Genomic DNA, 13518 nt, shown 5'->3' on the forward strand with positions numbered 1-13518 from the left:
AGGCTATTCAGCAACGTCGGGGTCGGCTTTGCCGGCCGCTTCCACTTCCTTCTTCAAACTCATCAGAAACGCCCGCACCTTCTCCAGACTCTGCACCACGTCAATCTTATCCTTGAGCTGCGGGCCTTTCTGCTTGAGCATGTCGCGCGCGCCGGGGATGGTGTAGCCGCGCTCCTTCACCAAATGGTAGATGGTGCGGAAAACCTCGATGTCCTGCGGGGTATAGAGGCGGTTGCCCTTCTTGCTGCGGCGGGGGCGCAGCTCCTCAAACTCGGTTTCCCAGAAGCGCACCAGCGACTCGGCCACCTTGAACTGGGCGGCTACTTCGCCGATGGTGAAGTACTGTTTCTCAATGCTGCGCTCTTTATAGGGCATATGGCTACCTTTGCAAATACTCCGAAAAGTAGCCTAAAATTCGCAGCTATGCGCAGTGGTGGGCTTATTTGGTGGAGATAATCCAACGGTTTCTCATCTTTCGCCAACTCCGGGTTGGTGCTTCCTATGTCACTCCCCACCGCTTCCGCTGTTCGCCAGCAGTTTCTCGATTTCTTCGCTTCCAAAGGCCACCACATCGTGCCCTCGGCCCCGATTGTGGTGAAGGACGACCCCACGCTGCTGTTCATTAACTCGGGCATGGCCCCGTTCAAGGACTATTTCCTGGGCAACAAGCCCGCGCCCTACAAGCGCATTGCCGATACCCAGAAGTGCCTGCGCGTGAGCGGCAAGCACAACGATTTGGAGGAAGTAGGCTACGACACCTACCACCACACCATGTTCGAGATGCTGGGTAACTGGTCGTTCGGCGACTACTTCAAAACCGATGCCATTGCTTGGGCCTGGGAGCTGCTGACCGAAGTGTACAAGCTGGAAAAAGACCGCCTCTACGTCACCTATTTCGAGGGTGATAAAGCCGATGGCACCGGCCCCGACACCGAAACCCAGAACCTCTGGCGCCAATACACCACCGACGACCGCATTCTGCCCGGCAACAAGAAGGACAACTTCTGGGAGATGGGCGACACCGGTCCCTGCGGCCCCTGCACCGAAATCCACATCGACCTGCGCTCCGACGAGGAGCGCGCCGCTACCCCCGGCCGCGAGCTGGTGAACGCCGACCACCCGCAGGTGGTGGAAGTGTGGAACAACGTGTTCATGGAATTCCAGCGCCTGGCTGACAAGTCGCTTATCAAGCTGCCCGAGCAGAGCGTGGACACCGGCATGGGCTTCGAGCGCCTGATGATGGCTGTGTCGGGCGTGAAGTCGAACTACGACACCGACGTATTCCAGCCGCTCATCCAGTTCATCGCCAAGGAAGTAGGAGTGGAGTATCACGGCACCGCCCCCGCCAAGGTGACGGACCAGCCCACCACGGAGAACGAGAAAACGGACATCGCCATCCGCGTCATTGCCGACCACATCCGCACCATCGCCTTCACCATTGCCGATGGCCAGTTGCCCAGCAACGTGAAGGCCGGCTACGTCATTCGCCGCATTTTGCGCCGGGCCGTGCGCTACGCTTTCTCGTCGCTCAATCAGAAACAGCCCTTCCTGTATAAGCTGGTGCCCGTGCTGGCTGAGCAGATGCGCAATATTTTCCCCGAGCTGAAAGCCCAGACGGCTTTCGTGCAGCGCGTGATTGAGGAGGAGGAAATTGCCTTCCTGAAAACGCTGGAAACCGGCCTGCGCCGCCTCGATGCGTTGGAAGAAACCGCCCGCGCCAACGGCGGCGTGATTGATGGCAAAACGGCGTTTGAGCTGTCCGACACCTTCGGCTTCCCGCTCGACCTCACGGCCCTCATCGCCCGCGAAAAGGGCCTGACCGTGGACGAGGAAGGCTTCCAGAAGGAGTTGGCGCAGCAGAAAAACCGCAGCCGCAACGCCCAGGAAACCGAGCAGAGCGACTGGGTGACGGTGGCCGATTCGGACGAGCAGCCGGCCTTCGTGGGCTACGATTTGGACGAGGCCCCCGCGCACATCCTGCGCTACCGCAAGACCACGGCCAAGGGCAAAACCGAGTACCAGCTGGTGCTCGACCAAACCGCCTTCTATGCCGAAAGCGGCGGGCAGGTGGGCGACACCGGCTACCTGGAATCGCCGCTCTCCAAAGTGCGCGTGATTGACACGAAGAAGGAAAACGACCTCATCGTGCACACCGTGCTGGACTTGCCGCAGGACCTGACGGCCAGTTTCCTGACCATCCCGGACGCCGCCCGCCGCACCCAGATTCGGCAGAACCACTCGGCCACGCACCTGCTGCAAGCCGCCCTGCGCGAGGTGCTGGGCAGCCACGTGCAGCAGAAAGGCTCACTCGTGAACGAGAAGCTGCTGCGCTTCGACTTCTCGCACTTCACCAAAGTGACCGATGCCCAGCTGCGCGAAATTGAGCAGCTGGTGAATGCCCGCATCCGCCAGCAAATCCCGCTCGACGAGCGCCGCAACGTGCCCATTGCCGAGGCCAAAACCCTGGGCGCCATGGCCTTGTTTGGCGAAAAATACGGCGAATTCGTGCGCGTCATCACCTTCGACCGCGACTATTCGGTGGAGCTTTGCGGCGGCCTGCACGTGCCCAATACCGGCACCATCGGCTACCTCAAAATCACGGGAGAAAGCGCCGTGGGAGCCGGCGTTCGCCGCATTGAAGCCGTGACGGGTGTTGGGGCCGAAGCCTACGTCGACCAGCAGCTCGACCTGCTGAACCAGGTGCGCGAGACGCTGGGTAACCCCCAGCACCTGCTCACCAGCATCGAGAAGCAAAACGAGGAAATCATCAGCCTGCGCAAGCAGATTGAGCAGTTCGAGCAACAGAATATCAACCAGCAGAAAGACCAGCTGGTGGGCAAAGTGAAGGAGCTGAACGGCGTGAATTTCCTGGCCGCCCAAGTGCATGCCGGCAGCGCCGACGCGCTGAAAACCCTGGCCTTCAACCTGCGCCAGGCCGTGCCGAACCTGGTGCTGGTGCTGGGCGCGGAGGTAGACGGCAAGCCGCAGCTGGCCGTGATGCTGGCCGACGAAATTGCCCAGGCCGGCAAGCTTAACGCCACCACACTGGTGCGCGAGCTGGCTAAGGAAATCCAGGGCGGCGGCGGCGGACAGCCGTTCTTCGCCACGGCCGGCGGCAAGAACGTGGCCGGGCTGGCGGCGGCTATTGCCAAGGCCGAATCGGCTGTAACGGCGGCACTGTAATAGCCCCACTGATTCAAATGCCCAAAGCGGCGGCTCAAAGCAATGGAGCCGCCGCTTTGGCGTTCCTGATATTGCTGTCAGTGCTGTATTAAGGCTGATTTTCTACTTTCCCAATCTTAAATTTCTACCACCCATGACCAAGTTTTGGAGCACCCTGCCAATACTGGCCAGCCTGGCAACGGCTCCTGCCGCCGCGCAACAACCTGTGCCACCCACTCGCCACGAGCTGCTCGACTCGACGCACGCCGTAATTGCCACCGCTACCGGGGCCCGCTACCGCCGCGACATCGAATACGCCGACAGCGTGCGCGGCGTGGTACGCGAGTTTACCCTCGCCGGCCAGATGCTGCGCCAAAGCCACTATGAAAACCTGCGCACCCAGCGCCTCGACGGCCTTACGGAAGCTTGGTGGCCCAATGGACAGCTCTGCTTGCGTGAGGAGTACACGCATGGCAAGCGGCTGGGCGAACTGCGTCTTTATTACGAAAACGGCCAATTAAAGCGGCGGGCCCAGTACGGCGAAAGCGGCACGAGCACCGGCGAATGCTACGGACCAGAAGGCCAACTGCTGCCGTTTTTTGAATACGAAGTCATGCCCCGCTATTCGCGGGGCGATGGCGGCTTTATGGCCATCGTGCAGGCCATTTCCAACAATGTGAAATACCCGCGCGATGCCCTTAAAGCCAAAGCCGAAGGGCGCGTGTTCGTCAAGTTTGTGGTGACCAAGCGCGGGGAGGTGGCCGAGATAAAGATTGTGAAAGGGGTATATCCGTCCATCGACCAGGCGGCCTTGCAGGCCGTGCGCGAGTTGCGCTCCTTCACGCCGGGGCAGCAGGACGGGCAGGCGGTAGCAGTGTCGTTCACGGTGCCTATCACGTTCAGGGTGCAGTAGGGCGCTGCGCAGTTCTGCGCCAATAGATGGGCCGACGCGGATAAATTTGACGGACGGCGGCGAAAGTCCTGTAATGCCCGGCCGCATAGTGCGATACACTGGCTGCGACTATTACATTTGAACCGTCGACTCACCATTTTTTGGCTCCTGCCATGTCCACCTTTGCCCTCGCGCTGCTCATTCTCATTGGCCTCACGTTATTTCTGTGCTACGTCATTGTGCCGCAGGGCACGGTGGCGGTGGTCACGGTATTCGGTAAATACCGGCGCATCATGATGCCGGGACTGAACTTCAAGCTGCCATTCATTGAGGCGGTCTACAAGCGGATTTCCATTCAGAACCGCTCGCTGGAGCTGAATTTCCAGGCCATCACCGTCGACCAGGCCAACGTGAATTTCAAGGCCATGCTGGTCTACGCCGCCTTCGACCAGAGCGAGGAAGCCATCAAAAACGTGGCCTTCAAGTTTGTGGACGAGCAAAGCCTGATGCAGGCGCTGGTGCGCACCGTGGAGGGCAGCATCCGGGCCTTTGTGGCCACGCAGCGGCAGGCGGCCGTGCTGAGCCTGCGCGGCGAAATCGTGCTCCACGTGAAGGACCAACTCGATGCTACGCTCGAAAGCTGGGGCTACCACCTCATTGATTTGCAGCTCAACGACATTGCTTTCGACGAGGAAATTATGCGCTCGATGGCCAAAGTAGTGGCCAGCAACAACCTCAAAGCCGCCGCCGAAAACGAAGGCCAGGCCCTGCTCATCACCAAAACCAAGGCTGCCGAAGCCGAAGGCAACGCCATCAAAATCGCGGCCGAGGCCGAGAAAATCGCGGCCCAGCTGCGCGGCCAGGGCGTGGCGCTGTTCCGCGAGGAAGTGACCAAGGGCCTGGCCCACGCCGTGGAGGAAATGACCAAAAATAACCTCGACCCGGCGATGGTCTATTTCTCAATGTGGACCGAGGCCATCAAGCATTTCGCCGAACAAGGCCAGGGCAACGTCATCTTCCTCGACGGTTCGAACGAAGGCATGAACAAAAGCCTGCAGCAAATGATGGCCATGCAGCAGCTCCAGCAGCCGCTGAAGTAAGTTGGGGCCACCGTTTCGGCGGCCGGTACGTAATTTCGGGGAGTTGAGAGCGAGGGACTGTTTCCCGGGCCTTCAGCTCCCTTTTTTCTTGTCTGGTGAAAACACGGTTACTGTATCTGGGGCTTTTGCTGGCGGGGCCGTTGGCCGGCCGGGCGCAAGCGCCCCGGGCCGCTACGCCCAATCCCATCAGCAGCTATTTTACGCCCGATTTTCAGCCTTCTTCCGCCTCCGATACCACGGCGCTGTGCGCCGAAACCACGTTCCGCGACAGCCTGAGCGGTATTACGCGGGTGTATTATCCGTCGGGGAAGCTCAAGCAATACATTCCGTACCTCAACGTGGCGCGGGGCGTGCGCTACGGCTGCCTCACCACCTGGTACGAGAACGGCCAGATGTGCACCAAGGAAGACTACGTGCGCGGCGTGCGCCACGGCGACCTGCTCACCTATTACCCCGACGGTACCCTCAAGCGGCGCGAGCATTGCCAGGATGGCCGCTGCGGCGTGGGCATCTGCTACGACGCCAACGGCTCCCCCGTGCCCTATTTTGCCTACGAGCAGCTGCCGCTGTACCCCGGTGGCGAGGAGCGCCTGCTGAAGGAGCTCAACAAGGCCGTGCGCCTCAACAGCCAGGAACTGGCCGCCGCCCGCCGCGCCACCCGTCACCTGCCCGATATGGTGCAGTATGGCTGGCGGCGCGAGGTGGACGTAGAGCTGGCCGTGGCCGCCGACGGCCGCATCACCAACGCCCGCGTGGTGCAGTCCACGGCCGGTTTTTTGAATAGTGCCGTGCTGCGGGCCGTTACCAAGCTCCAGCGCCAGTTTGTGCCCGGCCGGCGCGATGGGCAGGTGATGACCAGCTTCCTCACGGTGCCGCTTTTTTATACCCTCGAAGCGCCCACCCGCCAGCCGAATTATGGCGGCTACGGCAGCCCCCGGATGCGCCGCTAAGCCCCGCCAACCATTCTAGGACTGGCCGATTCAACCACATCGAAGCCAAAAAACGGCTGCCAGCGGACCCATCATGCGGGCTGGCTTCTGCCTACCCGTTACCTTTAAGGCTAAATACCCAGTAGGACCCCGCGTTTTTTCAGAATATGGACGAAGCCACCCTTGCCAAATACCAGCCCGTTATCGGTCTGGAAGTTCACGCCCAGCTGCTCACGCACAGCAAGATGTACTCTTCCGATGAGAACGAGTACGGCGTTGCCCCCAACACCAACCTGTCGGTCATCACCCTCGGCCACCCCGGCACCTTGCCCAAGGTGAACCGCACGGCCGTGGAGTTTGCCATGAAAATGGGCCTGGCCACCAATTGCCAGATTCGGCGCGACAACCTGTTTGCCCGCAAAAACTACTTTTACCCCGACCTACCCAAGGGCTACCAGATTACCCAGGACAAAACCCCGATTTGCTACGACGGCCACCTCGAAGTGCGCGTGGGCGAGGAGCTGAAGCGCATCGGCATCACCCGCATTCACATGGAGGAAGATGCCGGCAAATCGATGCACCTGGCCGGCGAAACCGAAACCCTGGTCGACCTGAACCGCGCCGGCGTGCCGCTCATCGAAATCGTGAGCGAGCCCGACATCCGCACCGGCGACGAAGCCTACGCCTACCTCACCGAAATCAAGAAGCTGGTGGAGTACCTCGGCATCTGCGACGGTAACATGGAGGAAGGCTCGCTGCGCTGCGACGCCAACATTTCGGTGATGCTCAAGGACGCCAAGCAGTTCGGCATGAAGGTGGAAGTGAAGAACATGAACTCCTTCCGCAACGTGCAGCGCGCCATTGCCTACGAAATCGAGCGGCAGATTGCCATCATCGAAGCCGGCGAGGAAGTGGACAGCGAAACCCGTGGTTTCGACGCTGCCAGCGGCACCACCAACGGCCAGCGCAGCAAGGAAACCCTCAACGACTACCGCTACTTCCCCGAGCCGGACCTGCCGCCACTGGTGATTTCGGACGAGTGGCTGCACCGTGTGGCCGCCGAGCTGCCGGCCCTGCCGCAGCAGCTCTACTCGCGCTTCGTGGGCGAGCTGGGCCTGAACGACTACGACGCCTCCGTGCTCATCGACCAGAAGGAAGTGGCCCTGTTTTTCGACGACCTCTCGCGCCTCACGCCCAACGCCAAAGCGGCGGCCAACTGGGTAATGGGTCCCGTGAAATCGTACCTCAACGAGCGCGCCCTCACCATGGCCGATTTCCCGCTTGACGCCGCCCAGCTGGCCGGCATCATTGACCTGATTGACGCTGGCAAAATCAACTATTCAGTGGCCAGTAAGCAGTTGTTTCCGCACCTGCTGGAGCACCCCACCGCCAACGCTACCGGCGCGGCCGAAAGCCTGGGCCTGCTCACGCAAGCCGACAACGGCGAGCTGGCCGGCCTCGTGCAGCAGGTGCTCGATGCTAACCCCGCCAAAGTAGCCGAGTACCGCGCCGGCAAAAATTCCCTTACCGGCATGTTCATGGGCGAACTCATGAAGCTCACCGGCGGCAAGGCCGACCCCAAGCTGGCCAACCAGCTGCTCCGCGCCGGGCTGGACGGGTAGTTTGTCAGCTAGAATAATGACTAGAACGTCATGCTGAGCGCAGTCGAAGCATCTCTACCGAGTAATCCATTCGATGGGTTTACTATTGCGGCAGAGATGCTTCGGCTGCGCTCAGCATGACGTTCTCATTAATACCATTCCTAAATTCCGTTCGGGTTTCTGAGACCCGGAACAAACCTCTAACGGCCTCGCGTTGGCCATTTTGATTCACCAGTTCACGCACATGCCTCACCCCATGATAAAATCTGTTTTTCTGGCCGCCACCGTGCTGGGCATGGCTAATGCCTGCCAGAATGCCGCCGCCGCCGACGGCTACGAGATTTCGGGCCAGCTGAAAAATGCCCCGACCGGCACGGTGCTGCACCTTTCGGAGCTCAATTCCAACCAGTTTGTGGAGAAGGCCACGGCCAAAACCGATGCTGCCGGCAAATTCTCCCTCAAGGGTGCGGCGGTGGCCCCCGGCATCTACCAGCTCAAATTGGACGAAGCCAACCAGGTGCTGCTGCTGCTCGATAACAAAACCCACTTAGAGCTGAACGGGGATGCCCAAAAACTGCCCGCCACCTACAGCGTGAAAGGCAGCAAAGAAGCGGAAATCCTGCGCCAGCTGGCGCAGGTGATGGAAGGAAGCAAGGGCCAGCTCGAAGCCATTGGCAAGCGCTACAATGCGGCGGGCCAGGCCGGCAAAACCGAGGAGATGAAGGCCATCGAAAAGGAGTATTACGCCATTCAGGGCCGCAACACGGCCAAAATGAAGGCGCTTATCCGGCGCAATGCCACGTCCGTGGTGAGCGGGTTTGCGGCGGGTGCTTTCATCAATCCCGACGAGGAATTTCAGTTTGCTGATTCCCTGGCCGCTATTCAGCGCAAGGCTAACCCCAATTCGCCCTTCACCAAGGAGCTGACGGCCCGCCTGGAGCCCATGCGGGCCACTGTGCAGGGCGCGATGGCTCCCGAAATCAACCTGCCGCAGCCCGACGGCTCCAAGCTGGCCCTCAGCAGCCTGCGCGGCAAGTACGTGCTGATTGACTTCTGGGCGAGCTGGTGCGGCCCCTGCCGCCAGGAAAACCCCAACGTAGTGCAGGCCTACAACCAATTCAAAAACAAGGGCAAAGGCTTCACCATCTACTCCGTGTCGCTGGACCAGGAGAAGGGCAAATGGGAAAAAGCCATTGCTGCCGATGGCCTCACCTGGCACCACGTGTCGGACCTGGCTGGCTGGCAAAGCGTGGCCGGGGCCGCCTACGGCGTGAAAGCCATCCCGCAGTCGTTCCTGGTGGACCCTCAAGGGAAAATCATCGCCAAAAACCTGCGTGGCGAAGCCCTTGCCGCCAAGCTGGCCGAAGTGCTGAAATAGACTGCGCCAACAGCAATAAAAAAGCCCCGTCTGATTTCAGACGGGGCTTTTTTTGTGCCTAAAAGAAGTCGGGTTTACCCCAGAAACATGCGCTGTAAGCCGGGCCAGAGGCGCTTTTTCAGGCTCACGTCATACTCCACCAAATCGACGGTAGCCGAAGCTAGGTAGGCTAGGCCGAGGTTGGGAAACAGCACCGGCTCATAAATCTGGGTGTTGCGGATGGTGGTGTCGAGCAGGTTTTTGCCGAAGGCCACGATGCGCGTGGCGGCCAGCTCCCGGCGCAGGTTGGCCAGCGCCACGGGCAGCTCTGATTCGACATTGACCAGCAGCACGTCGGCCATCACCAGATTCAGGGCCTGGAGCATTTTGTTGAGAAACACGTTGCGGTGCACCTTCATAAACTGTTCCGACGGCAGGCGGAACAGCAGGATTACCCCCTGCACGTTGTCGCCCATCACCGTGAATGGCGTGAGCATAACCGGTGGCACGGCCGGGGCCGTTGGGGCCTCCGCAACGGGAGTCGTCGCCGCCGGGCGGGGTGCCTCGGGCGCGGGCGGCCCCGCCGCTGCCACCGGATGCAGCGCACTCGAAGTAAGCCGCTCCAAGCCCGCCGAAGGCTTGCTATAAGCCATTGGCGGCATGCTGGAGACGCGGGGCGGCGCGGCTGGCTCCGGTTTCGGGGCCGGCGGTGGTGCGGGCGCGGGCTGGACCGCAACGGGAGCCTGGGGCGCGGCGGCCGGCTCGTCGGCCGCCGGTTCGGCGGGCACGTAGAGCGTCACGTCGGTGTAGAAGTTTTGCAGAAAGGCCAGCTTTTCGGCAGACATGGCGCGGCGGATGAAGTGGGAAAAATCGGGCTGATTTACCGGGGTAATGATACCGATTATTTCAAATCGAACAAAGCCTTTAGCTCCTGGGCTTCGGCGGGCTGCATGCGGCCGGCCAGCACGAGGCGCAATTGCCGGCGGCGCAGCGCCCCTTCGTAGAGGCTGATTTCGGCTTCGGTTTCGGGCACTGCTTCAGGCACGTCGATGGGCCGGCCGCTCTGGTCCACGGCCACGAAGGTGAAGAAGGCCTCGTTGGTTTTGAGCTTGGTGCCGCTGGGAATGTCTTCGGCCCACACATCAATGTGCACTTCCATGCTGGAGCTAAAGGCCCGCGTGACTTGGGCCTGCAGCGTCACCACGTTGCCGAGGCGGATGCTGTCGCGGAACGACACGTTATCAACCGAGGCCGTGACCACGATGCGGTTGGAGTGCTTCTGGGCCGCAATGGCGGCGGCAATGTCCATGAGGTGCATCATGCGGCCCCCCATGAGGTTGTTGAGGGTGTTGGTGTCGTTGGGCAGTACCAGCTCGGTCATGATGACGAACGAGTCGGCGACGGGTTTTTGCTTGCGCATGGAGATAAAGTAAAGCGGCCTGCGGGCGGCGGAAAATATTGTTGCAAAGGTACGGCCCCAGGGCAGCGGTGGCCTGAGGTCGAAAAAAAAGCCCCGTCCGATTATCGGACGGGGCTTTTTCAATTCAGCAATGAATGCTGGACGTGAAACTATTCCACGTTGAGCTTGCTGGTGAAGGTTTCGCCATCGAGCGAGATACGCACCACGTACACACCGGCTTTGAGGGCGTGGCCGGCGCTTTGCAGCGACACGCTCTGCTGGCCGGCACCGTACATCTTAGCGGGCTGCGACACCACGTTGCGGCCCAGCATGTCGGTGAGGCTCACCTGCACGTTGGTGGCCGCCGTCAGGTTGAGGTGCACGGCCGTTTCGTTGGTCATCGGGTTGGGGTACACGCTGATGCCGCGGCTGGCGAGGGCGTCAGCTTTAGTAGCCAGCGGGCCGGCAATGCGCAGGTTGTCGAAGTAGAAGTTGTTGCCCTGCGACGTGCCGTTCACCATCTGGAAGCGCACTTTGAACAAGCCGCTGCCCTGGAACTGGGCCGGAATGGCTACCGTGGTGGTCTGCCAGTCGGTGGTGCTGGTGGGAGCAAAGTTGTCGATGGGGACGAGGCCCTGGGTGGTGAGGTCCGTCACGTTGAGCACGGCAGGAGTCGACCAGGTTACGCCGCAATCACTGCTGAAGGAAATGCGCAGCTGCTCGTTGCTGGAAATTGTGCGCAGAGCGAAAGCCCGCGAGAAGCTCAGCGTGGCCGGACGGGGCACTGAGGCCAGGTTTATGTTGGGCGTGATGAGTTGCGTGGTGGCACCCGTTGGAAGTACCCGGTCCTGAACAATCAGATAGGCGGTGCCGGCGGCGGCGGGCAGGGTGGTTTGCCGCGCCCAACGGTAGTTCGGAGCTGCAATCCCGGCGCTGGTGAAGCCCGAAGAGGTGTAATTGCGCAGCGTGGGGTCCGGGAATAGGTTCGGGAAGCTGGCATTTTCAAACGACTCCGTGTACGGGGCCGTTTCGCCGCCCGTCGGGCCTTCCACCCGAATATAGTTGGTCACCGAGACGCTGTTAGTGCCTGCGGTGTTGCTCACGGTTTCGGTGACAGGATAGAAGCCTGCTGCCGCGTACGACACCGAAACGGTAGAACCCGTAGCCGTGGCGGGCGTGCCGCCGGGGAACGACCACGAATAAGTGAGCGAGCCGCCGCCCGACGAGAAGTTGTAGGAGTAGTCCTTCAGCGTCACCGGCGTGTTGATGCACACGCTGGTGCTTGAGCCCGTGGCGGGGGCGAAGGCTATCACCGGGGCGCAACCGTTGGCAGGAGCCACATAGCCATCGTTGGTGCCCGTGGCAATCAGGTTGGCCGGGGTAGAGAGGCCGGTGCGCACGGGCGAAGTAGCCAGTACGTTACGCATGAGCTGCTTTTGGCCATCTGTGAACATTACTTCGCAGGCATAGTCCATAATATTTTGCACGTTGGCAACTTGGCCGCAGGGCGAATAGGATAGGTTGCAACTGAAAGTGCCATCGGTGGGAGGGGTGTCTGCTACGTAGTCGGTACCGCTGCAATCGCCCGTGCCGGGGGTGTTGGTTTGACCCCAAGTATGGCTCAGACCAAAGTAGTGGCCTATTTCGTGGGTACCGGTGCGGTCCGTGCCGCGTGCAGGGTTGCTAGTGCCCGTGGTGCCAAAAAAGTCGTGGCGCTCCACAAAGCCGTCGCGCGTGCTCGTAGAATTCTGGGGCAGGTTTGAGTAGCCCAAGATGGTGCCGCCACTGGGCGTGGGCGTACCAATTGTGCTAACAATCCAAATGTTGAGATAGCGCATCCGGTCCCAGATAACCAGAGACTGCACTGCACCGCTCTGGTCATCGTTCACTAGGCTGGGGGCGTAATGACGAGTAATACCCGTGGTGCAGTTGCCATTGGGGTCTTTTTTTGCAAGGCGAAACTGAAAGCCTACCGCCGCCGCCCGGGACCGGAAAAGCGATAGAATGCTGGTTGTGTCGGCATTTCGCTTCTGATAATCAATGTTAAGTTGGTCGATGGCACTATTAATCTGCCGGTCGCTGATGTTATCGACACCCCCAGAGTGGATGACGTGCACTACCACCGGAATAGTAACATCAGTAACGTATGACGTTTTGTAGTTGCCGCTGCGCTTCTGTGCGGCCGCCATGGCTTCCAATTGCTGGTAGTATGCCTTTTGGGCTTCGCGGGCACCGGGATGCTCGGCGAAGTATCGCTCCTGCTCGGCCACGGCCCCGCACCAGTTGGGGCTGCGCTCGTCGGTTTTGCTGGGGTTAAAACTTTTGTTTTGGGCGCTGGCACTCAGGCCGGTCAGGGCCAATGCCAGGGTCAGCGCCGTGGGTATTAGTTTTTTCAACATGAGGAAAAATTAGGAGAAAAATTAGGTTGATTAGAAGAGGGGGAAGAAAAAAGCGGCTGGGTCCGCAAAAAGATTTGCTCCAATGGCAGGGCTTTCAAATTTACCAAAAAAACCCTGAATAAAACCCATCCCAAGGGGGAAAAAGCAAGCTGAAATCAGGGAATCACCACTTTGCTGGCGGAACGCCCATTGGCGGTCCGTAGTTCAACCAGATAGATTCCGGCTGCCGTGCGGCGGCAGGGGCAGGGTTTGCAAGCTGGCGCGGCCAGGCCCACCGGGCGGCCCAGCAGGTCGGTCAGGTGCTGCTCGACCGGGCCGGAGGTTGCCAGCGTGAATTCCACCACTGACTCGGCCGTGAGCGGGTTGGGAAACACCCGGGCCGTCCCGCTGCCGGCAGCGGGACGGCCCCCACGGCCGCGCCCGGCTGCCGGGCAAAAGCCGCCTGCTGGTCGCTGTCGAAAGCACAACGGTAGCCGGTCTGGTGCTCGGGGTATTTCCGTACCACGCCTGCCGGCGTTTGCGCCGTGGCCACGAGGCTGCCGAGCGCAAACGCCGCACTGATAAGCCCGACCTTAAAAGGCCGTAACATTTTTATCATAAGCAGGAGGGCGGGTGGGAAAAGCCGGGGAAAAGGGGAGGGAGGAAACTATCCTGGCCAGCCTTGCATCTGGGGGGGGAA

General features: G+C 60.6%; 11 protein-coding genes. 6 read left to right on the plus strand and 5 right to left on the minus strand.

Translation table 11 applies throughout. The annotated features are described in order from the left end of the window. Positions 1-3: 3 nt before the first annotated feature. Positions 4-375: a MerR family transcriptional regulator gene (locus tag ACYU70_RS03300; protein ID WP_342301469.1), complete on the minus strand. Its 372-nt coding sequence runs from the start codon at positions 373-375 to the stop codon at positions 4-6. Positions 376-501: 126 nt separating this feature from the next. On the opposite strand from ACYU70_RS03300, the gene alaS reads away from it, so the two are divergent. The 6 genes from alaS (at position 502) to ACYU70_RS03330 (ending at position 9062) form a co-directional block, all read left to right on the plus strand. Next, positions 502-3183 (plus strand): alanine--tRNA ligase, encoded by a 2682-nt coding sequence (alaS, locus tag ACYU70_RS03305; protein ID WP_460615884.1) that lies wholly within the window; start codon positions 502-504, stop codon positions 3181-3183. Positions 3184-3316: 133 nt separating this feature from the next. Further along, complete coding sequence (locus ACYU70_RS03310; protein ID WP_342300037.1) at positions 3317-4075, plus strand: TonB family protein; 759 nt, start codon at positions 3317-3319, stop codon at positions 4073-4075. Positions 4076-4227: 152 nt separating this feature from the next. Beyond that, positions 4228-5154 (plus strand): SPFH domain-containing protein, encoded by a 927-nt coding sequence (locus tag ACYU70_RS03315; RefSeq protein WP_342300039.1) that lies wholly within the window; start codon positions 4228-4230, stop codon positions 5152-5154. Between the two features lie 95 nt (positions 5155-5249). Then, positions 5250-6104, plus strand: coding sequence for an energy transducer TonB (locus ACYU70_RS03320; RefSeq protein ID WP_342300040.1), 855 nt, complete (start codon positions 5250-5252; stop codon positions 6102-6104). Positions 6105-6250: 146 nt separating this feature from the next. Next, entirely contained in the window at positions 6251-7705 is a 1455-nt protein-coding gene (gene gatB / locus ACYU70_RS03325) for an Asp-tRNA(Asn)/Glu-tRNA(Gln) amidotransferase subunit GatB (protein WP_342300041.1), read from the plus strand. 235 nt (positions 7706-7940) lie between these two features. Beyond that, positions 7941-9062: a TlpA disulfide reductase family protein gene (locus ACYU70_RS03330; protein ID WP_342300043.1), complete on the plus strand. Its 1122-nt coding sequence runs from the start codon at positions 7941-7943 to the stop codon at positions 9060-9062. Between the two features lie 74 nt (positions 9063-9136). Here the strand turns inward: ACYU70_RS03330 and ACYU70_RS03335 are convergent, their stop codons facing one another. The 4 genes from ACYU70_RS03335 to ACYU70_RS03350 form a co-directional block, all read right to left on the minus strand. Continuing rightward, positions 9137-9886: a hypothetical protein gene (locus tag ACYU70_RS03335; protein WP_342300045.1), complete on the minus strand. Its 750-nt coding sequence runs from the start codon at positions 9884-9886 to the stop codon at positions 9137-9139. 56 nt (positions 9887-9942) lie between these two features. Further along, the gene (locus ACYU70_RS03340) at positions 9943-10461 is read right to left on the minus strand and encodes an acyl-CoA thioesterase (protein WP_198068335.1); all 519 of its coding nucleotides are present in this window, start codon (positions 10459-10461) and stop codon (positions 9943-9945) included. Positions 10462-10610: 149 nt separating this feature from the next. Continuing rightward, complete coding sequence (locus ACYU70_RS03345) at positions 10611-12839, minus strand: M43 family zinc metalloprotease (RefSeq protein ID WP_342300047.1); 2229 nt, start codon at positions 12837-12839, stop codon at positions 10611-10613. A gap of 155 nt (positions 12840-12994) precedes the next feature. Next, positions 12995-13213, minus strand: a complete 219-nt coding sequence (locus ACYU70_RS03350) for a hypothetical protein (protein WP_342300049.1) — start codon at positions 13211-13213, stop codon at positions 12995-12997. Positions 13214-13518: the final 305 nt, after the last annotated feature.

The organism is Hymenobacter segetis, assembly GCF_054776495.1.

Coding starts and splice junctions, on each gene's coding strand:
- ACYU70_RS03345 (WP_342300047.1), bottom strand. CDS start 12,839: ATGTTGAAAAAACTAATACCCACGGCGCTGACCCTGGCATTGGCCCTG.
- ACYU70_RS03315 (WP_342300039.1), top strand. CDS start 4,228: ATGTCCACCTTTGCCCTCGCGCTGCTCATTCTCATTGGCCTCACGTTA.
- ACYU70_RS03310 (WP_342300037.1), top strand. CDS start 3,317: ATGACCAAGTTTTGGAGCACCCTGCCAATACTGGCCAGCCTGGCAACG.
- ACYU70_RS03300 (WP_342301469.1), bottom strand. CDS start 375: ATGCCCTATAAAGAGCGCAGCATTGAGAAACAGTACTTCACCATCGGC.
- ACYU70_RS03330 (WP_342300043.1), top strand. CDS start 7,941: ATGATAAAATCTGTTTTTCTGGCCGCCACCGTGCTGGGCATGGCTAAT.
- ACYU70_RS03335 (WP_342300045.1), bottom strand. CDS start 9,886: ATGTCTGCCGAAAAGCTGGCCTTTCTGCAAAACTTCTACACCGACGTG.
- gatB (WP_342300041.1), top strand. CDS start 6,251: ATGGACGAAGCCACCCTTGCCAAATACCAGCCCGTTATCGGTCTGGAA.
- ACYU70_RS03340 (WP_198068335.1), bottom strand. CDS start 10,461: ATGCGCAAGCAAAAACCCGTCGCCGACTCGTTCGTCATCATGACCGAG.
- alaS (WP_460615884.1), top strand. CDS start 502: ATGTCACTCCCCACCGCTTCCGCTGTTCGCCAGCAGTTTCTCGATTTC.